The sequence below is a fragment of the Clostridium liquoris genome (genome assembly GCF_002995785.1).
GTDB lineage: Bacteria > Bacillota > Clostridia > Clostridiales > Clostridiaceae > Clostridium_AO > Clostridium_AO liquoris.
Genome location: NZ_PVXO01000044.1, coordinates 83,837 through 102,903 on the forward strand (window position 1 = coordinate 83,837; position 19,067 = coordinate 102,903).

20 protein-coding genes and 1 pseudogene are annotated in these 19,067 nt (G+C 30.2%); 5 read left to right on the forward strand and 16 right to left on the reverse strand.

Annotation, left to right across the window (positions count from 1 at the left end):
* Positions 1–29: 29 nt before the first annotated feature.
* Both CLLI_RS08035 and CLLI_RS08040 read right to left on the reverse strand, forming a co-directional pair.
* Complete coding sequence (locus CLLI_RS08035; protein ID WP_106063694.1) at positions 30–1,445, reverse strand: PIG-L deacetylase family protein; 1,416 nt, start codon at positions 1,443–1,445, stop codon at positions 30–32.
* A gap of 9 nt (positions 1,446–1,454) precedes the next feature.
* Positions 1,455–2,117: a GNAT family N-acetyltransferase gene (locus tag CLLI_RS08040; RefSeq protein ID WP_106063695.1), complete on the reverse strand. Its 663-nt coding sequence runs from the start codon at positions 2,115–2,117 to the stop codon at positions 1,455–1,457.
* Positions 2,118–2,256: 139 nt separating this feature from the next.
* Between CLLI_RS08040 and CLLI_RS08045 the strand changes: the two genes are divergently transcribed.
* From CLLI_RS08045 to CLLI_RS15115, 4 genes are all read left to right on the forward strand, one after another.
* Positions 2,257–3,006 carry an MBL fold metallo-hydrolase gene (locus tag CLLI_RS08045; protein ID WP_106063696.1) on the forward strand — a complete coding sequence of 250 codons (750 nt, stop codon included), beginning with the start codon at positions 2,257–2,259 and terminating at the stop codon, positions 3,004–3,006.
* Positions 3,007–3,127: 121 nt separating this feature from the next.
* Positions 3,128–4,066, forward strand: coding sequence for a glycoside hydrolase family 73 protein (locus CLLI_RS08050; protein WP_106063697.1), 939 nt, complete (start codon positions 3,128–3,130; stop codon positions 4,064–4,066).
* Between the two features lie 92 nt (positions 4,067–4,158).
* Positions 4,159–4,638 (forward strand): hypothetical protein, encoded by a 480-nt coding sequence (locus CLLI_RS08055; RefSeq protein ID WP_106063698.1) that lies wholly within the window; start codon positions 4,159–4,161, stop codon positions 4,636–4,638.
* 1 nt (position 4,639) lies between these two features.
* Positions 4,640–5,047 (forward strand): LiaF transmembrane domain-containing protein, encoded by a 408-nt coding sequence (locus tag CLLI_RS15115; protein ID WP_106063699.1) that lies wholly within the window; start codon positions 4,640–4,642, stop codon positions 5,045–5,047.
* On the opposite strand, the gene CLLI_RS08065 is transcribed toward CLLI_RS15115, so the two are convergent.
* Together CLLI_RS08065 and CLLI_RS08070 are read right to left on the reverse strand one after the other, a co-directional pair.
* Complete coding sequence (locus CLLI_RS08065; protein WP_106063700.1) at positions 5,030–6,331, reverse strand: NCS2 family permease; 1,302 nt, start codon at positions 6,329–6,331, stop codon at positions 5,030–5,032. The genes CLLI_RS15115 and CLLI_RS08065 overlap by 18 nt on opposite strands.
* A gap of 103 nt (positions 6,332–6,434) precedes the next feature.
* Entirely contained in the window at positions 6,435–7,487 is a 1,053-nt protein-coding gene (locus CLLI_RS08070) for a DNA polymerase IV (RefSeq protein WP_106063701.1), read from the reverse strand.
* A gap of 201 nt (positions 7,488–7,688) precedes the next feature.
* On the opposite strand from CLLI_RS08070, the gene rbr reads away from it, so the two are divergent.
* Positions 7,689–8,279 carry a rubrerythrin gene (gene rbr / locus CLLI_RS08075; protein WP_106063702.1) on the forward strand — a complete coding sequence of 197 codons (591 nt, stop codon included), beginning with the start codon at positions 7,689–7,691 and terminating at the stop codon, positions 8,277–8,279.
* A gap of 192 nt (positions 8,280–8,471) precedes the next feature.
* On the opposite strand, the gene CLLI_RS08080 is transcribed toward rbr, so the two are convergent.
* The 12 genes and pseudogenes from CLLI_RS08080 to CLLI_RS08125 all read right to left on the reverse strand — a co-directional run bounded on the left by CLLI_RS08080 (position 8,472) and on the right by CLLI_RS08125 (position 19,028).
* The gene (locus CLLI_RS08080; protein ID WP_106063703.1) at positions 8,472–8,927 is read right to left on the reverse strand and encodes a hydrogenase maturation protease; all 456 of its coding nucleotides are present in this window, start codon (positions 8,925–8,927) and stop codon (positions 8,472–8,474) included.
* A gap of 1 nt (position 8,928) precedes the next feature.
* Positions 8,929–10,338 (reverse strand): nickel-dependent hydrogenase large subunit, encoded by a 1,410-nt coding sequence (locus tag CLLI_RS08085; protein ID WP_106063704.1) that lies wholly within the window; start codon positions 10,336–10,338, stop codon positions 8,929–8,931.
* A gap of 17 nt (positions 10,339–10,355) precedes the next feature.
* On the reverse strand, positions 10,356–11,204 hold the full coding sequence (locus CLLI_RS08090; protein ID WP_106063742.1) for a hydrogenase small subunit: 849 nt from the start codon (positions 11,202–11,204) through the stop codon (positions 10,356–10,358).
* 49 nt (positions 11,205–11,253) lie between these two features.
* Positions 11,254–11,700: a cytochrome b5 domain-containing protein gene (locus tag CLLI_RS08095; protein WP_170063676.1), complete on the reverse strand. Its 447-nt coding sequence runs from the start codon at positions 11,698–11,700 to the stop codon at positions 11,254–11,256.
* A gap of 145 nt (positions 11,701–11,845) precedes the next feature.
* Positions 11,846–12,256 (reverse strand): putative ABC transporter permease, encoded by a 411-nt coding sequence (locus CLLI_RS08100; RefSeq protein WP_242975559.1) that lies wholly within the window; start codon positions 12,254–12,256, stop codon positions 11,846–11,848.
* A gap of 67 nt (positions 12,257–12,323) precedes the next feature.
* Positions 12,324–13,553, reverse strand: coding sequence for an MFS transporter (locus tag CLLI_RS08105; RefSeq protein ID WP_106063705.1), 1,230 nt, complete (start codon positions 13,551–13,553; stop codon positions 12,324–12,326).
* Between the two features lie 67 nt (positions 13,554–13,620).
* Entirely contained in the window at positions 13,621–13,848 is a 228-nt protein-coding gene (locus CLLI_RS14855; protein ID WP_242975560.1) for a hypothetical protein, read from the reverse strand.
* Positions 13,849–14,094: 246 nt separating this feature from the next.
* A pseudogene (locus CLLI_RS15055) lies at positions 14,095–14,172 on the reverse strand (mechanosensitive ion channel domain-containing protein); the annotation flags it as partial.
* Positions 14,160–14,471 (reverse strand): hypothetical protein, encoded by a 312-nt coding sequence (locus CLLI_RS14865; protein ID WP_242975561.1) that lies wholly within the window; start codon positions 14,469–14,471, stop codon positions 14,160–14,162. The gene CLLI_RS14865 and the pseudogene CLLI_RS15055, both read right to left, overlap by 13 nt.
* Positions 14,472–14,767: 296 nt before the next feature.
* The gene (locus CLLI_RS08115) at positions 14,768–15,442 is read right to left on the reverse strand and encodes an SIMPL domain-containing protein (RefSeq protein ID WP_106063706.1); all 675 of its coding nucleotides are present in this window, start codon (positions 15,440–15,442) and stop codon (positions 14,768–14,770) included.
* Between the two features lie 282 nt (positions 15,443–15,724).
* Positions 15,725–16,639, reverse strand: coding sequence for a transposase (locus CLLI_RS08120; protein WP_106063707.1), 915 nt, complete (start codon positions 16,637–16,639; stop codon positions 15,725–15,727).
* A gap of 202 nt (positions 16,640–16,841) precedes the next feature.
* Positions 16,842–19,028, reverse strand: a complete 2,187-nt coding sequence (locus tag CLLI_RS08125; protein WP_106063708.1) for a DNA topoisomerase III — start codon at positions 19,026–19,028, stop codon at positions 16,842–16,844.
* Between the last annotated feature and the right edge of the window lie 39 nt (positions 19,029–19,067).

Here is a 19,067-nt window from a genome sequence, read left to right on the forward strand (position 1 = left end):
ATTTCTTATCTATTCCTTAGCAAAGCTTGTTATCTATCTACCATTCTCCATGCGGTTTTATCCATCATTCTATCTTCAAAAGAAGTATCTGCATTTATAAACATATGATTAAATCCTCCTATTGTACTACTTGGTATAGTAACATGAAGTATATTTCCTTTAACTTCAGCTTTAATTCCATTAACATTCATTATAGATTCTTTTGATACATGTGTTAAAATAACCACTCCATTTTTAATCTGAAGATTTAACCTTTTAATATTATTATCCATAAATAAAATCATATTTATGCTGTATTTTGTTAAATTTTCAATTTCATCATTGGCTTCAATTAAAATATTTAAATCCTTATTTCTCCCTTCTTCTGCATATATGCCAGATATATCTGCCCCTTTAGTTAAATTTAAATTCAGACTATCCTGCAGAGGATCAGTAATTACCTTATTTTTATTGCTAGGTTGAATTTTCCCACTTATATTATCTGATATAAAAAGTTTTACATTACTATATTCCCCTAGCAGCTCATTTTTTCTTTCAAAGGCTGTAAGTAAAGGGCCCAATGTTTTAATTTGACTTTTATACGAATTAATTGCCTCTTTCTTTTCATTTATATCCTGTTCACTCATATTAAGAGCGTGCCAATTAGTCCCTATACCTATTAATTTTGCCGGCGGCACAAGGTACATTCCAGGTTCATTTTTCATAGGCGTTGGCCAGTATCCTCTGTGCACTAAATAAAGCAGTTCTTTCTCAGGTTTATAATTCATACTGGCTAATACATATTTTACGAAACCATTAGTTGCCCAATGATCTGGATGCCTATCATTGGGGTGGGGATATACTATATAAGTTGGCTTATATTCATTTATAATTTTAGATATATCTCTAGCTACACTTTCTCCTGTATATGGTGCTTCCTTTGTATAGCTATTTGAATAGGGAGATTTATTACTCTGTGTATGTCTGCTGATATAAGTATTATTCATATCCCAATAGGTATTCCATAGATAGGAAACTCCCCCATCTGGATACCCTAAAAATATAACATTCTTTTTTGGAACCCCCAATAAGTTTAATGCCTCTATGGACTCTTTCTGTCTTATATATCCAAAATCTATATAATCCTTTGGCTTTGGATTTAAATTATAGTAATCAAATTGAATGGCTTCCTTAAATCCATCTCCATTGGTAATTAAAGCTACCTTTACCTCTCCCCCATTTTTAATTGTTTCTTTTATTAATTCTGCTGCTCCTAAAGTTTCATCATCATTATGTGGTGCAAATACAAGCACTCTAGCTCCTTTGCCAGGTGCCTCAATAGTATCTAAATTTAATCTCACCGCATAATTTGAAATAAATTCTCTTAGAAAAAATGATATTACTCCTAGTAATATTACAACTAAAATAGCAACTGTAATTCTTTTTTTGTTTTTTATGCTCTTCATAAATACCACCTAAATATTAAATTTTTTCCCCAAAATCAAACTTTTATATTCTTTTACATCTTTCCATACTTCACAGTAATTTTCATAAATAATATTATATCCTTTGCCATAATAAAAGGGTAGGGCTTTAATGTTTTTGCTGGAAGTTCTTAAATGAATCCCATCAATATTATTTTCTCTTACATGAGTCTCAAATTTATTAATTAGCATTGTTCCTACACCTTTATGTTGATATTCAGACAATATATTAATATGTAGATGTGATGGATATTCTTTATAAAGGTTCTTAGGTTCATTCTTTAAATCCAAACTTTTAATAAAAGATATAACTTGTTTTAATGATTCAGGATGTTTCCAACTGGTATGTAATAATAATCTTAAAGCAATTTTATAAAGCATCTTTTTTTTAAATAATCTTTCCTGTGTTTTAGAATCAAGAGTTCCTATAATATATCCTACTATTTTATTATTATTGCTAATATCCACTGCTACAAAACAGTTTTCATTTTCATATCGAATATAGTATAAGCAAAATAAATATCCAAATAATTTCACATCATTAAATATGCCCATGTTGGTCAAATCCTCCCCCATGTATCCAGTTTTATAGCATACTTCCAATATTCCATCTTCATCGTTGCTATTACATGGCCTTATTATAATTTTTGACATATTATTTTCCACCTAGTTTATCCCTCTTCCTTGCAAAATGTTAATATTATTTTCACTAGTTAATATTCCCTGTGATTATCTTTACATTCGTCCAAATGATATAATAATGTATAAATCAATGTTTTTACGAGGTGTTAATATGAAAAAAATTAAAGCTAAAATTCATTATTTATATCATGATGGTTTTGCAGTAGAAACTGAAAATTATTTTTTGGTATTTGACTATTATAATAATACTCCCATTGGGGAAGAGATGAACTTAGAAAATGGAGTAATTGGGCCTAATGACATTAAGAACAAAAAAAATGTTTTAGTATTCTCCTCTCATGGTCATCATGATCATTTTAATCCTGTTATATTGGAATGGGAAAAATATAATACCAATATAAAATATATTTTAAGCAGCGATATAACCCTACCTGAATATAAAAATAATTACATTATGATGTGGGAAAATAAGACTCTGGAATTAGAAGATGTATATATAAAAACTTTTCATTCCACAGATATTGGGGTAGCTTTTTTGGTTCAAGTAGATGGTATTACTTTATTTCATTCTGGTGATCTTAATTGGTGGAACTGGACAGATGAGCCTATAGAACATAGAGTTAAAATGGAATTGGATTTTAAAAAAGAAATGAATAAAGTTTGTGAACATAATATAGACATTGCATTTTTCCCCGTAGATCCAAGACTAAATGAATTCAGTCATATTGGAGGAGAATATTTTATAAATAAAGTTCAGCCTAAGATGTTTATTCCTATGCATTTTTGGGCTAAAAACTCCATCACTAGGGATTTTAAAAATAAAATACTACAGAATAATACTGAAATTCATACCAACATAGTGGAGATAAAGAGTAGAGGACAAATTATTAATTTTATATAGTGTAGCAAATGCTCTCAACAAAGAATTATTAAGAATTTATTAATAAATCATTTAACTTTATTTTCACAACTTTTTGTTATAATAAATAGGTATTCAAAATTGAAATAAGGTAAGTGATATTATGAAAATGACAAAAAAGCTATTATTTATACCACTATTTTTTATAATATTAATAGCTATATACGGGGTCATTAATATTTTAAATTCCACAAAGGAGGTTTTGCCTTCATCTGCCATGAAAATTTATATAAAAGCTTCAGATGAAGTAAGTAAAGATAAACTTCAAGTTAACTGGAAATATGTAGCTGCACTAGATTCCGTTAGATTAAAAAAGGATTTTTCAAAAGCCAATATAAATGACGCAAGAAATATAGCACAGAACTTTATAGCTATAAATAATTCTCATAATAAATTTAAAGATTCCAAATACCAATTACTATCCCTGGAGCAGGTTGCAAATAAACTTTCCTATAGTAAAAAAGAGAAAAGACAAGCGTTTAAATTTGTAGGTCTCTTGAAGGATAAATATTTAGTAACTGTAGATGACTATAAAAAAAGTTTTATAAAAGAGCTTGCACCTGAAGCCATAAAAATATATAAGGATTATGATATCCTTCCCTCTATAACAATAGGACAAGCTTCACTGGAATCTAACTGGGGAAGGTCTGACCTTTCCTCTAAATATAATAATTTATTTGGAATAAAAGCCACAAAATCCTGGAAAGGGAAAACTGTAAAAATGAAAACCTCTGAAAATTATAAGAATACTGTAATGGCCACATTTAGAGTATATCCTTCTAAAAAGGATTCCTTAGATGATTATGCTGAATTTCTTAAAAACAATAAAAGATATAAAGAAAATGGAGTTTTTAAAGCTGTTGATTATATAAATCAGGCTAAGACAATTGGCAAGGCAGGATATAGCACAAAACAGGATAAGGCAGGGGAAAATGTATATGCAGACCTTCTTATACAAATTATACAGGAATATAATTTACAGCTTATAGATAATCAAGTTCAACAAGACTTTTTCAACATTGATAGCTCAATTATAAATTAAGAAAATATTAATAATATCTTTAACTTTTAATTAAGGATTTTTCGGTATGATATATACAAATGAAAAAATTAATTTATAAGGGGATGCTTGTTATGCAAAATAAAAAATTTTGGGCTTATTTCTTTGCTTTGATTCCTGGTGCAGGTCATATGTATCTTGGATTACAGAAGAAAGGGATACAACTCATGGTTTCATTTTTTCTCTTAATAACCTTATGTAGTTGGGTTGACATTCCATTATTCGCAATATTTATTCCTGTAATATGGTTTTATAGTATTTTTGATGTAAGAAGAATTTTACAATTAGGGATTACACAAGATGATACTATAAACTTTAATATTCCTTTAAATATAAATGGAAATAAAACCTTTGCCTATATTCTTATATTCATAGGTTGTATAGCATTACTAAAGAATGTAATCCTTCCTATTGCAAATGTATATATAAGCTGGGAGGTAATCCACTACTTCAAAACAATTATAGTTTCATTAATGTTTATAGGGATTGGCATTAAACTTCTTATGGGAAACAAAAGACTACTACTGCCTAGTAAAAAGGAGGCTTTAAAATAAAATGCGTCAATGGAAGGTAGGTTCTTTAACCTTAGGCTTAACTTTAATTTTTATAGGAATAATATTTATAATTGGCAATACGTCGGATATGGCTTTACTAGGTAAGCTTATAAAATTTTGGCCTATCATACTTATATTGCTTGGTATCGAAATTTTGGTATATAGTTATTCAACTGAAAAGAATGCTGAAAGGTTTAAAATAGATGGGACTAGTATATTTATGTTTTTTATAATATTCATTTTATGTGTATGCTTTTTCATAGGCAATATAGTTATAGACTTTACCAAAGATGGAGTGAAATTTCGCGGTTTTTATAGCTTAAAATATACACATGAAATAGTAACATCATATAATGATAATGGGAAAAAGTGCCTCGCACTTTTTCCCCAATCATGGAGTCGCATGTAATATAAAATTAATCAAAAATATAACTGAAATTATATACATAGGAATAGAAACATCTTTGGTTTTTTTACTAGCTATTTTAACAATTGGGTATGTAATAAATCCAAATGCCATACCATCCACAATACTAAATGTAAGTGGTACCATAATTATTGTCAAAAATGCTGGAAAACCTTCTGAAAAATCATTGAAATCTATATTCAATACGTTTTTCATCATTAATCCACCTATGATAATCAATATAGGAGAAATAGCACTGTTTGGTATTATCTTTATTAGTGGGAGAAAAAATAAAGATAATAAAAATAAAAATCCCGTAACAATAGAGGTTAATCCTGTTCTTCCTCCTGCTGCTATTCCTGCTGCAGTTTCTATAGTTGCCACAGTAGGGCTTGTACCTAACACTCCACAGGTAATAGCTGATAATGCACAGGCTTTAAAGCTTTTCTTATACTTATCTGGTTCTTTTAGCATTACATTAATTTGTCCATGGAGCAGTCCTAAATTTTCAAAAACAAGTACTAAAGTCAATGAAAATACCGCTATCCAAAAAGATAAAGATGCAATATTGCTAAAATCCATAGCTAAGAATACCTGCTTGTAGCTACTTAAAGAAAATCCAGAAAAAGCAAGCTGTGAAATATCTACAAGGCCAAAGAAATATGCAATGACGGTTCCCCCTATCATGCTTATAAGAAAGTTACCTGGTACTTCCATAATAAATAACACTAAGGTAATAACTAAATTTATAAAGGTTACATAGACTTGCGGCTCATTTAAATGACCCAAGGCAACAAAAGTCTTTGGACTATTAATTATAATACCACTTTTTTGTAACCCAATAAAAGTGATAAAAAGTCCAATTCCAACAGTTATAGCTTCCTTTAAAGAAGTTGGAATAGATTCCGTTAAAATAGTGGCTAGTTTTGTAAAAGCTACTATAGAAAATACAATTCCTGAAATAAAAACTGCCGCCAAAGCTTGCTGCCAGGATAATCCCATTGATCCTGCAATAGTATAAGAAAATAGTGCGTTTACACCCATACCTGGTACCATAATAATTGGTGCATTGCCTATAAAGGCTACAATTAAACATCCTACAAAAGAAGACAATACTGTTGCAACAATGGCACCCTCTAAAGGTAATCCTGCATCTGAAAGTATAGATGAATTAACCGCAATAATATAGACTATGGCAAAAAAAGATGTGAATCCGGCTATTATCTCTCCTTTCACTGTAGCATTGTACTCTTTTAAATTAAATAAGCTATTAATTTTTTTATTCAATTCTCTCTTCCTTTGATAATTGTTCCCTCTCCCACCCTCATCACATTGGATGCACTAATTATTATATGCAAAAATCAAAAGATAATCAAATGTAATTTCTATTTCACAAAAAATCATCTAATGTCAATTGTTCAATTTTATTTTCCTTTAAATTAGATAAAGTAAGCCCTATTAATCTTATATCATCTTGAAGCTCCATACCATCTATTATTTCACAGGCCGCATTATAAATATCCTGTTCACTTTTGATGTATCCATTTAAGGTTTTACTTTTAGTATGACTAACAAAACTAGAAGTTTTTATTTTTACCGTGACAGTTTTGCCTGCTATGTTCTTTTTACTTAGGCTAATGCCTATATTATGCGCAAACTCTTTTAAATATTTTTTCATTTCTTCTTTATCTTTTATATCTTTTTTTAGAGTTGTTTCATTTCCAATAGATTTTCTTTCCCTAGCAATCTGAACTTCTCTATTGTCTATTCCCCTTATTCTTTCATATATTTCTGTACCGAATTTTCCGAAATACTCAATGCAAAATTCTTTTGATAATTTATACATATCTTCAATAGTAAATATGCCTATGTTATGTAACTTTTGAACAGATTTTTTACCCATTCCATAGACTTTACTTATTGGCAAAGAATTTAATATATTAGGAATCATATCTTCAGTTATTATCTTTATTCCATCAGGTTTGTTCCAATCTGAGGCAAGCTTAGCTAAGAATTTATTATAAGAAATACCTACAGAAATAGTTAAACCCACATTATCTTTTATCTTTTTCTTTATATATAAAGCTACATCCATTGGTTTCATAGGGACATCTGTTATATCTAAGTAAGCTTCATCTATAGATAAAGGTTCTACTATTGGAGTTATAGAATAAAATATTTTAAATATCTCTCCAGAAACCTGTCTATATCTCTCATGTCTTGTAGGAAGATATACTCCGAAAGGGCACTTTTTTCTAGCTATATACATTGGCATAGCAGAATGCACGCCATATTTCCTAGCCTCATAAGAAGCAGTAGCTACTACCCCTCTCTCTCCTATACCCCCTACAATTACTGGCTTTTCTTTAAGACTTGGGTTATCCCTTTGTTCTACCGATGCAAAAAAAGCATCCATATCTACATGCATAATAACTCTATCCATAACTTCTAACTCCCTATAATATACTCTCTTTCTTTATTGTATTATTTTATCCACAATACTTCAATTTCTTATTCACTATAATAACATTAAAAAGTGCAATGCACTTTTAAAATTGACAGTTGATTAAATTAATAATTACTGTATATTTTGGCTAAACTAAGTTTATAAGTTCAATTAAAGAATATGAAAGGGGAACATATTATGAAAAGTTTACAAGGAACACAGACTGCTGATAATTTAGCAAAGGCATTTGCTGGAGAATCTCAGGCACGGAATAGATATACTTATTATGCTAAAGCTGCTGATAAGGAGGGACATAAACATATAGCTTCAATATTTATGGAAACAGCTGATAATGAAAAAGCACATGCTAAAACATTTTTCAATTTTTTAGTAGAAGGTCTTGGGAAAGCCCATATAAAAGTTGATACAGAATATCCTGTTGGATATGGAAATACAAAAGAAAATCTTCAATATGCAGCTGAAGGTGAAAAAGAAGAATGGGGTACTGCTTATCCCGCTTTTGCCGATACTGCAAAGGCAGAAGGCTTTCCTGAAATCGAAATGGCTTTTAGAAAAATTATTGAAATTGAAACATTCCATGAAAAAAGATACCTTGATTTATTAGATAGACTAAAAAATAATAAACTTTACAAACAAGATTCCTCTAGAAAGTGGAAATGTAGGAACTGCGGATATATTTATGAAGGCTTAGAAGCTCCTAATATCTGTCCAGCTTGTCATCATCCCCAAGGCTACTTTGAAATTATGTATGATCCAATTTTAGCTTAAGGCACAGCATTTAAGAATTAAGGGTGAGTAATGGAAGCTTTTCTGACCTTGATATTACAGAAAAGCTTCCAATAAAATTTTCTTAAATAATAAATAAGAAATAAAAAAGAATAAATATAGATGATTTTTCTCCATTAACATTGTATAACAAATTACTATTTTTCGTAATGACAATGGAGAAAAATTATTCTCCTACAAATTATTACATTTTGAAACTTCTTTTATTATTTCTATGATTTCTTTGGTTATGTTATTCAATTTACTTTGCAATAGCGAACTAAGCTCTAAACTAAATTTAATTTCTTCTACTTCAATGGCTATAATATATCCTTTTACTTCTTTTTTATATAAATTAATTAGTGTAATTAAGCTGCAACCATGCTGTGAATATAAATTTCCTTTATAGATGTAATTTTCTATTGGAATTACTGTAATGTCTCCTGGTTCCCTCCCTGTTATAGCAGCATCCAATATGAATAAGAAATCCCCCGGCTGTATTTTAGAGGCACAATATTGGAAATCAGTTTCTCCTGTTATGAATTCTATATTTCTGTCTTCTAAATAATCCTTTATTCTCTCTCCCACTCTAATACCTACCCCGTCATCACCCATCAATATATTCCCTATAGAAATAACTTTTACAGCCATATTATAAAACCCTAATCTCTATAGGTTCCCGCCCTTCTACTATTACATGGGTAGCACAGGATACACATGGATCAAAAGCTCTAGCTATTCTTCCTAATTCTATAGGATCTTCTGTATTTTTTACTTCTGTTCCAACAAGAGCTTTTTCTGTTGTCCCATATAATCCTTTTTCATCCTTAGGAGAAAGGTTCCACATAGTGGGAGTAATAATATCGTAATTTTTAATTACCTTGTTTTCTATAGATACCCAATGTCCTAAAGCTCCTCTGGTAGTATCTATTAGTCCTACTCCATATGCCTTGTCAGGCATGGAGTAAATTTCTTGATTATTATTTTTAATCTCTACTTTTTGACATAATATCTCCATAATCTCTGCAATTCTTTTAGTTTCTATTGCCCGGGCAATTATTCTATCCATAGTGCCATTACCACCTTTATATTCTCCATTTATGATAAGCCTAGCTAAAGGTCCTACTTGCATAGGCAAGCCTTCATATCTGGGCGCCTTAATAAAGGTGTAAGCTTTCTTTTTTGAAATATCCACTTGGTATTCTATGTCCTCCCCAGGCCTTTTTACATTTTTATCACTTATATACCATGCATAATGTATATTTTCTGTAATTTTATTGGAATCCAATTCATAAGTCTTTCCATCAATACTAACTCCAGGATTTGCATAAATTAATTCCTTTTCATGATAATTGTTAAATACCCCATAACTCATAAAATATGGATAGGTTATTCCCTTCTTAAAATAATCGGGATAATATTTCGCAATAATATAGGCATCCTCTAGCATTACATTGCTAAATTCTTTTATCTTTGAAATAATTGATTTTACCTTTTCTAATTTATAGGCATCTATATTTACTGTAACTCCGCCTACAAAAATGCCATGATTATGAGGGGCTTTCCCTCCTAAAACCGCTAATCCTTCATGAGCTAATCTACTGTATTCTATTGCTTTTATATAATTTTTACTTATTCTTTCATTTAAGTGATTAGGCAATCTAAAGTCTTTAGAATCTTGAGGTGAAATAGGATGAATATCTGGAAGTTTAACATAACTAGGTATAACATATAAATAAAAATGCCTAATATGATTTTGCAAAAATTCAAATCCATGTAATATATCCCTGATGTATTTATCATTTTCATTAGGGAATACCTTTAAAGCATCTTCTAATGCTAAAGTAGACGCCATGCCATGTGCTGTTGAACAAATTCCACATATTCTTTCAGTAAAATATATAGCATCCAAAGGTGACCTTCCCCTAAGCATTTTCTCAAATCCTCTAAATAATAATCCGCTAGTAGAAGCATCTATAACTAAGTTTCCTTCTACTTTCGCAGTTATCTCTAAAAAACCGCTCATTCTAGTTATTGGATCAATAGTTATGACTTTACTCATAAAATACCTCCATTGTATCAATATCGAACAAAGGGTTCCATTCCATCTGGAAAATATGCCTGTGCGCAGCCAATACATGGTGTATTAGCTTCAACAGGCCAATTTACATATCCATTCCATTTTCTTCTTGGGCAATCTGTTCTTGTAACTGGTCCCCTGCATCCAAGCTTAAACATGCATTCCTTTTCCCCTAGTTTTTTAGCAAATATCCCCTTATCAAAATATCCTCTTCTTGTACAAGAATCGTGAATAGTAGCCCCATAGAATATAATAGGTCTTCCTAGAGAGTCTAATTCTGGTTTACCGTGAGCCACCAAATGAGCTAATGTTCCTGTTACCCAATCTGGATGGCAGGGGCAGCCAGGTAATCTTATAACTTCTCTGTTCAGCACGTCCTTTACGCTTTTGCTGCCTGAGGGATTAGGTCTTGCTGCAGAAATTCCTCCATGTGAAGCGCAAGTCCCTACAGCCAATACATATTTTGCTTTTTCTCCTGCCATTTTTACTGCTTCTAAAGCTGTAATATTCTTACCCTTATATTTTGCAACAATATTATATAATCCATTGTCCTTAGTAGAAACTGCTCCATCCACTAATAAAATAAATTCAGTATCTAAAGTATCTAAAAATATTTGAAACGCTTTTTCCCCTTCCTCCCCCATAAGACTATTATTATAGGTTAAATTGATTAATTGAGTTAATACATAATCTAGCCCTGGATTTTCTCCATTTAAAAATGAAATGATGTTTCCAGAGCACCCCGTCACTTCTAACCACATAGCATTAATTTTTTTCGCCTTTCCTTCCCTTATAAGTGCTATAGCTTCTTCTGAAAGTAACTTAGCAGTAGATTCTTTACAGGGCATTAGTGGACATTCTATTTCTTGTTTCACTTTAACTCCTCCATAATAATCGCTAAGGTTTAAGTATTCCTACTTTAGGCAAATTAGATAATATGCCTAAGTTTCCATGGCATCCATTAAACTGAGATGTTAAATCTTTACCTGCAATAAGCCCAAAATGGCTAGCTCCTCCCCAAGTAGCCTCATTGCTTACATCATATACCCTTCCATTTACTGCTACATAAGCAGGCTTTCCCATAGTTCCATCATAATTAGAAAGTTCTTCTAAAGTAAATTCTTTCGTCTGCCTAGAGTTTATTTTTATGTTTTCCTTATCTATATGTCTATAAATTTCTGTAATAGATTTTAATGCATTCATCATATCTGTATATAATAAATTCTCGTAGTAAGCTATTTGTATGGGACAAGACGTATATCGCATGGATTTTCTATAATAACAGTTTCTATTAACTTTTTCTTTTATCTCTTTTAATTTTTCACTATTACTATAAGTCTCCATTTTAAGTTTTCCCTCCGCATTTACTTCTTCCTATTAAATATATGTTTAAAATTTATTTTATTGAATAGAAAAGGCCATGAAAGTAAAAGATTTTAACTTATACTTTCATGGTCATAATAAATAATATAGCTTTCCTCTATTTTTTCTATGAATATTTTCTTAATGAATCATACCCTATTAATACATCATGAAGCTTTTCAAACAATAATCCTGCAATAAACCAAAAAGGAGCATAATCTAATTTTGCTATTCCGCTGATTACAAAGGGACTATTTTCGTAATTCCAGGGACATATACCTAATATAAATTTTAATATTGAACCAGTAGTATATTCACCTATGAGTATCAATACTGCATACACACCCCCTCTTAAAATCATTGACCAATTTCTTATTCTATTATGAATAGGTTCAAGAAGAATGAGTAACCCATATATAGGAAACATCCATATATATGTAAATCCTCTTAATGTTATATCTCCTCTCATTAAAGAATAAGCTCCCGTAAAAAAGATTTCTGTACACCAGCCCATTAATCCATAAATAATAAATCTCATTTTCTTTTCCATATATTTATTATTTATATTATTTTCTAAAATATGCATTGTTATAAAATAAGTGAAATTATTCAGCTGAAGTTCTTTTAAAAGACATAGCAAAAAGCATCCATACAAGAATAATTGTAATTATTCCGCTTACTATAAAAGTAGAAGATACATTATATTTACTACTTACATATCCGGTAAATAAGCTGCCTATAGGCGTCACTCCTGTAAATACTAATGAATAGACACTCATTACCCTTCCTCTATATTCATCACAAGAATTTAATTGTATTCTTGAGTTAGCATTAGCAGAAAATAAAATATTAAATATACCTATCATAAATAACAGTATTGCACTTACCATAAATGATTTAGTAAATCCCATTCCAATTAAAAATATAGAAATTGCAGTACCGCTAAGGTATAGCAACGACTCTTTTGGATTGGATTTATTTTTAGCTGCCACAAGTACTGCTGAAATAAAGGAACCTGCCCCCATGCTTGACATTAAATACCCATATTCCTTTGATCCCTGATTTAAAACCATTTTTGCTTGAAGAGGAATAAGAACACTGTAATTCATGGCAAAGGTTCCCACTATAGCTATGAGTAAAACTGTTCTATATATAATTGGATTTTTAGATATATAAACAATACCCTCTTTAATATCCTTAATTATATCTTTCTTTTTGTTTAAAAATCTATTATCTTCTTTTGCCTTTATTCTATATATACCATATATCAAAGGTATAAAGCTTAAAGCATTTAAGAAAAAACATAAGGTAAATCCAAAATAATGAATCATAATGCCTGAAATTCCAGGTCCTATGAGTCTGGCTGCATTAAAAACAGAAGAATTTAAGGCTATAGCATTCAATAAGTCCTCTTTACCTACTAATTCTATCATAAAGGATTGTCTTGTAGGCATATCTATGGTATTTATGCAACCTAGTAAAAATGCTAAAACCAATACATGCCAATACTGTACCTTCTTTGTGAATACTAAAAAAGAAAGTGCAAATGCTAGAATCATAAAACTAGTTTGAGTAAAAAGCAAAATTTTTCTTTTGGGAATAGTATCTATTACAGCTCCTGCAAAAAGTGAAAAGATTAGCACAGGAGTAAATTGCAAGGCACTTACAAATCCTAATTTAAATGAAGAATTAGTAAGTGTAAGTACAAGCCATGCCTGACCAGTATTTTGGATCCATGTACCAATTAATGAAACCATGGAACCTATCCAAAAATACTTAAATTCTTTATGCATTAATGCTGGGAAATAACTTTTTATTATACTTTTTGTATTCATAACCTTCACTTTCTATATTTTTATATATAATTTTAAAATTAACTCTATAATATTTATCATTTATTACCTATATAAGCTTTATGTCACTATATTTTTTGAACTCTATAAGTGTTCCTTCAACTATATTATGCTCTAAATTTCTAAAATTTCTAGAACCACATATAAATCTTAAAGTAAGTATTATCTTTCCCAAATCAATTGAGGTATACACTGTATGAGAAAGATTTTGATAATATATGGGATGGGTTTTGGAGGCTATATCTAAAGATTCCTTTACTTCTTCTATATTTCCCATTTCCCCATCTGCTACATTAATTATTATTTCCTTGGCTTTTTGCCAGTTGCTGTCTAAGGCAAGATTAAACTGTATCTCATTCCAAGTGTATGGAAAAGTGCTCGTTTCACTTATTATCTCTGCTGAAAGTACTTTTATATTAGGAATATGAGTTAGTCTTCCAGTACTTTGTCCATAAGTATTATTATTTTGAGTAACTTCTATTATAGTAGTATAAAACCAATCTATCTGTAATACATCTCCTATGCTATCACCAATTTTAATTCTATCTCCTACTACAAATGGCTTATGGGAATTTATTATTACCCATCCTAAAAGCTTGATACTAAATCCTTAAAAGCAAAGGCCATACCTGCTGAGAAAAGTCCAAGGAAGGTTAAGATATCTTCAGATTCATATACCCAAACAGGAGTTATTAATACTAAAAATAGAATCTTCACAAAAACAGAAAATACTTTTTTAAATTTTATTGTCTTATGTGAACTCCAATTTGCACCATCAATAGAGTTAATTAAAATTTTATTTATCCAATAAATACTTATTAATAAAATTATGGTTAATAAAAATTTGGATAATGTACCCACAGTTGCAAACCTTAAACTAATAGATTTAAATTCATCCATTTAAAGCCACCCTTCATATATTTATATTTTTATTATATAGGTAGTAGGGACAGTTCTCAATAGTTTTAACTTACAATAACAAGGTAGTAGGTATTAGGGTATAGGGGTAGCAGGGACAGTTCTCAATAGTTTTATATAATAATACATAAAAAATCTAAGGATTAGGTAAAATTAAAAGTTTCTTCTAATCCCTAGACTTATCTTATTATTCTTCAATTACCTTAATTACCTTTTTTGTTAAACCGTTTTTTCTGAAGCAATTTTTATAACTTATTTTACATTACTTTCCCATAAATTTAATACTTATAGGAGTTATAGTTAAAAGTTCCTTCTATTTTAGCAGTAATCTTAATTTCTTCAGGCATTATGGGGGTAGTAGCTGCATACATTTTCATCATAATAGGTTGTGGCATAGCCTCATTACAATTTTCCTCTACAATACTAGATGGAACCTTATTCACATTAACCTTTAAAGTATTCCAAATTTCCACAGCCTTTCTCATAGCATCTTTTACTGCTAAATTTAAAGCTTTATTATAATAAATAGACATATTATCTACGGTAAACTTTATGTCATTTACAACATTCACTCCATTTCTCACTAAGCTATCAATTATCTCTCCTACCTTATCAACATCTCTTATGGTTACATTCAAAATATTAGTTACCTTATAGTTCCTAAATATTTGTTTTCCCTCTACATAATCATATTGTAGTTCAATAACATAACTTCCAGTACTTATATCACTATTAGGTATTTCCATTGTTTTCAATCCATTTATAACAGCTATGGACTTTTTTGCATTTTCTGTCTGGGCAATTTCCAGATTCTTATTTTCTGTTATAACTCCTAAACTTACAATAGCTATATTGGGCTGTGCCTTTACTATGCCTAGTCCCCTTATCTTCATAACTCTTTTTTTCATATGACAATATGCCATACCAGGATTATAAAAATCGCAATTCATCATAGAATTTACTTTCTCCTTTTATTTTATAAAATATCTCTTTATCTATTTTATGAGGGATGGTTCTAAATAGTTTTAAATTAGAATAAAATAGTCCATTTTATAAAAGCATTTATTTCTCTTTTCAGTTTATGCTTAAAACAAAAACAAGCTAATCTAATTAGTTTTAAATTGATTAGCTTGTCCACTTTAATATTAATATTTTATTTTTTATCTATTTTATATTCTTAAAAATATACTTGTATTATTTTTTCAATTTTTGATTATATGATTATATATTGTTTTTTATGCAACACTGCTCTTTAAAAAATCTTCTATTATGTTACAATACTTTTCATCATTGTAAATAATTTCCACACCAATTGCACATAACTTTGAAACTCTTGATAAAGTTAAATTACCTATAACTTTGCATATATCCTTATAAGTAAAATTGCAAAAATAGCGCATTAAAAGTACACATAACGCCTTGCTCTCCGTTGCCATTCTATTGTTTTTAAAATGTACTTTTCTCTTTTCAATTCCTGTGTATTTTATTACAAAATCTATTATCTTATCAGGGTCATGATCTCTTATAAGTATGCTTCTTTCACTTCTATATTCACTTTTCTCATTTGTAAACTCCGTATCCGCTTTAATAGCTTTATCATCACATTTATAAACTAATTTAATATACCTTTCTCTCGCATTTTCTACATTCTCATTAAGCAATTGCATTACAAAGTCATCATCTACTATTTCTAAATTGTCGTTTCTGATACCTAAGTATATACCTAAAGTTGAATATTTATAATTTTCAACACATTGTTTATATTCTTCTATATCCAATGGATTATTATGTATATATGCTGATAAGGTAATTAAATATTTATTATTATATACAACTTTACTTTTAAATCTGTCCTGAAAAACATGACCACATCTTTCATATTTTTTGTTGAAATATTGAGCATAACATTGATTTATTCCATGCATTATTTTGGAGATATCTGATCCATTTACATCTATGATTAAATGTCCATGATTTGTCATCAAACAATATCCGTATACTTTAAACCCAAACACTCCTTGATATTTTTTTATTAATTTTAAATATTTATCTTTATCTTCATCCTCTTTATACAAGGAAATTTCACTTATACTTCTTATCATTATATGAAAAATAGAATCACTATTCTTAATTCGTGCGGCCCTTGGCATACTACCACTCCTTTAAAGCTTTTATTTGGTAGTATTGCCATACTGTTACTTAATATTCAAGTGAAACCGCTAATTTAAAATTACTCCTCTATTTTCTATTAATTGAGAACTGTCCCCTATCCTTATCCTCAAAGTTGAGAACTGTCCCTAGTTACTAGTTAAATAATAGTTAAATAATAGTTGAGAACTGTCCCTGGTTAAACTAAAATTTAAGCTTAGCAAGAGCATCCGCCAATTCGGAATTGATGGGCTGATCATTTACTTTTTTCTGTTCCTTTAAATATTTTGATACATCTCTTTTTGTGACTTTGCCGTTGTCATTTTTCTTTCTTTTATTAAATGAGGAAAGCTTTTCTTTGTAACCGCAGCTACATACAAAAATTTTTCCTTCTCCTTCACCACGAAGTTCTAGTTTTTTGTGACAGTTAGGACATCTAGCGTTAGTAACCTTAGCAATTGCCTTCCTATAGCCACATTCTCTATCCTGACAAACAAGCATTTTGCCTTGTTTACCGTTAACTTCTAGCATATATTTTCCACATTGTGGGCATTTACTTCTTGTAAGATTATCATGTTTGAATTTTTCATGGCTATTCTTTATATCGTTGACAACTACTTTTGCATAGCTTCTCATATCATTAATAAAATCATTTTTATTAAGAGAACCCTTAGCAATAGAGCTTAAATTCTGCTCCCACTGTGCAGTTAATGTTGGGGATTTTAAATCCTCAGGTACTAGCTCTAAAAGCTGTTTACCCTTAGAAGTTATAAAAATGTCCTTGCCCTTCTTTTCAATTAAGAAGGTATTAAATAATTTTTCTATAATGTCAGCTCTTGTGGCTACAGTCCCAAGTCCTCCAGTTTCTCCAATAGTTTTTTTCAAGGATTCACTTTCGTTACTCATATATTTAACTGGGTTTTCCATAGCAGAAAGAAGAGTTCCCTCGTTAAACGGAGCTGGCGGCTTAGTCTCTCCTTTAGTTTGAGAAATAGCAGATATATTTAAAATATCTCCTTTATTTATGCTAGGCAATCTTTGTTCTGAAATATCATTTTTTGAATCCTCATCATCAAAATGATTTTCATAGACCTCTTTCCAGCCTTGGGATATAACAACCTTTCCCTTGGCAATGAACATTTCCTCTCCAACTTTAGCTTTTATTGTAGTTTGCTCATATTCAAAAGGAGGGTATAAAACAGCTAAAAATCTTTTAATCACTAAATCATATATTTTTCTTTCCTTATCACTTAATGAACTTAAAGAAACTGACTGTTCTGTTGGTATAATAGCATGATGATCTGATACTTTGCTATTATCTACAAAAGATTTGTTCCCCTTTATTGGATTCTTTAAAACTTTAAAAGCTGACTTTGAGTAAGGACCTACTCCACAAGCCTTAACCCTATCCTTTAGGGTATCCACTATATCTGTGGAGATATACCTAGAATCTGTTCTTGGATAGGTTAACACTTTATGACTTTCATAAAGCCTTTGCATAAGAGAAAGTGTTTCCTTTGCTGAATATCCAAAGATTTTATTAGCATCCCTTTGAAGTTCCGTTAAATCATATAAACCTGGAGAAAAACTTTTTTTATAGGTCTTATCTACTTCTATAACTTCAGCATTTTTATTTTTCAATGGCTGAAATATCTTATCACATTTTGCCTTATCAAATATTTTTGTATTCCTAGTTTTGCTATCCTGCCAAGTTAGCTTTAAACCATTAGCTACAGCAGTAATACCATAAAAGGTTTTAGGTTTGAAATTTTTAATTTCCTCTTCCCTTTTAGCAATTATAGCAAGTGTTGGAGTTTGAACTCTTCCACAGGAAAGCTGAGCATTATATTTACAAGTTAAAGCACGAGTGGCATTAATGCCTACAATCCAATCCGCCTCAGAACGAGCTACAGCAGAAGCATAAAGATTTTCATATTCCCTGCCATCTCTTAGTTTATTGAATCCATCTCTAATAGCCTTATCTGTAACAGAAGAAATCCAAAGACGTTTCAGTTTTTTATTTATATGAGCCTTTTCTATTATCCATCTAGCTACCAGCTCACCTTCACGCCCAGCATCTGTGGCTATAACAATTTCATTTACATCTTTTCTATTCATCTGCTCTTTAACTATATTAAATTGCCTGCCAGTTTGTTTAATAACAACAAGCTTCATCTTAGAAGGTAGCATTGGCAGGTCTTCAATTCTCCATGATTTATATTTCTCATCATAAGCCTCAGGATCCGCTAATGTGACTAAATGTCCAAGGGCCCAAGTAACTATGTATTTTTCTCCCTCAAGATAACCATTACCTTTTTTATTACAATTTAAAACCCTAGCTATATCTCTTCCAACAGAAGGTTTTTCAGCTAATACTAATATCTTATTCATGTGACCAATCCTTTCAAAATAACTATAACTAATATTAAC

Excerpts from the sequence above, each read along its gene's own strand:
- CLLI_RS08035 (WP_106063694.1), bottom strand. The coding sequence starts at position 1,445 with ATGAAGAGCATAAAAAACAAAAAAAGAATTACAGTTGCTATTTTAGTT.
- CLLI_RS08040 (WP_106063695.1), bottom strand. The coding sequence starts at position 2,117 with ATGTCAAAAATTATAATAAGGCCATGTAATAGCAACGATGAAGATGGA.
- CLLI_RS08045 (WP_106063696.1), top strand. The coding sequence starts at position 2,257 with ATGAAAAAAATTAAAGCTAAAATTCATTATTTATATCATGATGGTTTT.
- CLLI_RS08050 (WP_106063697.1), top strand. The coding sequence starts at position 3,128 with ATGAAAATGACAAAAAAGCTATTATTTATACCACTATTTTTTATAATA.
- CLLI_RS08055 (WP_106063698.1), top strand. The coding sequence starts at position 4,159 with ATGCAAAATAAAAAATTTTGGGCTTATTTCTTTGCTTTGATTCCTGGT.
- CLLI_RS15115 (WP_106063699.1), top strand. The coding sequence starts at position 4,640 with ATGCGTCAATGGAAGGTAGGTTCTTTAACCTTAGGCTTAACTTTAATT.
- CLLI_RS08070 (WP_106063701.1), bottom strand. The coding sequence starts at position 7,487 with ATGGATAGAGTTATTATGCATGTAGATATGGATGCTTTTTTTGCATCG.
- rbr (WP_106063702.1), top strand. The coding sequence starts at position 7,689 with ATGAAAAGTTTACAAGGAACACAGACTGCTGATAATTTAGCAAAGGCA.
- CLLI_RS08080 (WP_106063703.1), bottom strand. The coding sequence starts at position 8,927 with ATGGCTGTAAAAGTTATTTCTATAGGGAATATATTGATGGGTGATGAC.
- CLLI_RS08085 (WP_106063704.1), bottom strand. The coding sequence starts at position 10,338 with ATGAGTAAAGTCATAACTATTGATCCAATAACTAGAATGAGCGGTTTT.
- CLLI_RS08090 (WP_106063742.1), bottom strand. The coding sequence starts at position 11,204 with ATGCCCTGTAAAGAATCTACTGCTAAGTTACTTTCAGAAGAAGCTATA.
- CLLI_RS08095 (WP_170063676.1), bottom strand. The coding sequence starts at position 11,700 with ATGGAGACTTATAGTAATAGTGAAAAATTAAAAGAGATAAAAGAAAAA.
- CLLI_RS08100 (WP_242975559.1), bottom strand. The coding sequence starts at position 12,256 with ATGAGATTTATTATTTATGGATTAATGGGCTGGTGTACAGAAATCTTT.
- CLLI_RS08105 (WP_106063705.1), bottom strand. The coding sequence starts at position 13,553 with ATGAATACAAAAAGTATAATAAAAAGTTATTTCCCAGCATTAATGCAT.
- CLLI_RS14855 (WP_242975560.1), bottom strand. The coding sequence starts at position 13,848 with ATGGGAAATATAGAAGAAGTAAAGGAATCTTTAGATATAGCCTCCAAA.
- CLLI_RS14865 (WP_242975561.1), bottom strand. The coding sequence starts at position 14,471 with ATGGATGAATTTAAATCTATTAGTTTAAGGTTTGCAACTGTGGGTACA.
- CLLI_RS08115 (WP_106063706.1), bottom strand. The coding sequence starts at position 15,442 with ATGATGAATTGCGATTTTTATAATCCTGGTATGGCATATTGTCATATG.
- CLLI_RS08120 (WP_106063707.1), bottom strand. The coding sequence starts at position 16,639 with ATGCCAAGGGCCGCACGAATTAAGAATAGTGATTCTATTTTTCATATA.
- CLLI_RS08125 (WP_106063708.1), bottom strand. The coding sequence starts at position 19,028 with ATGAATAAGATATTAGTATTAGCTGAAAAACCTTCTGTTGGAAGAGAT.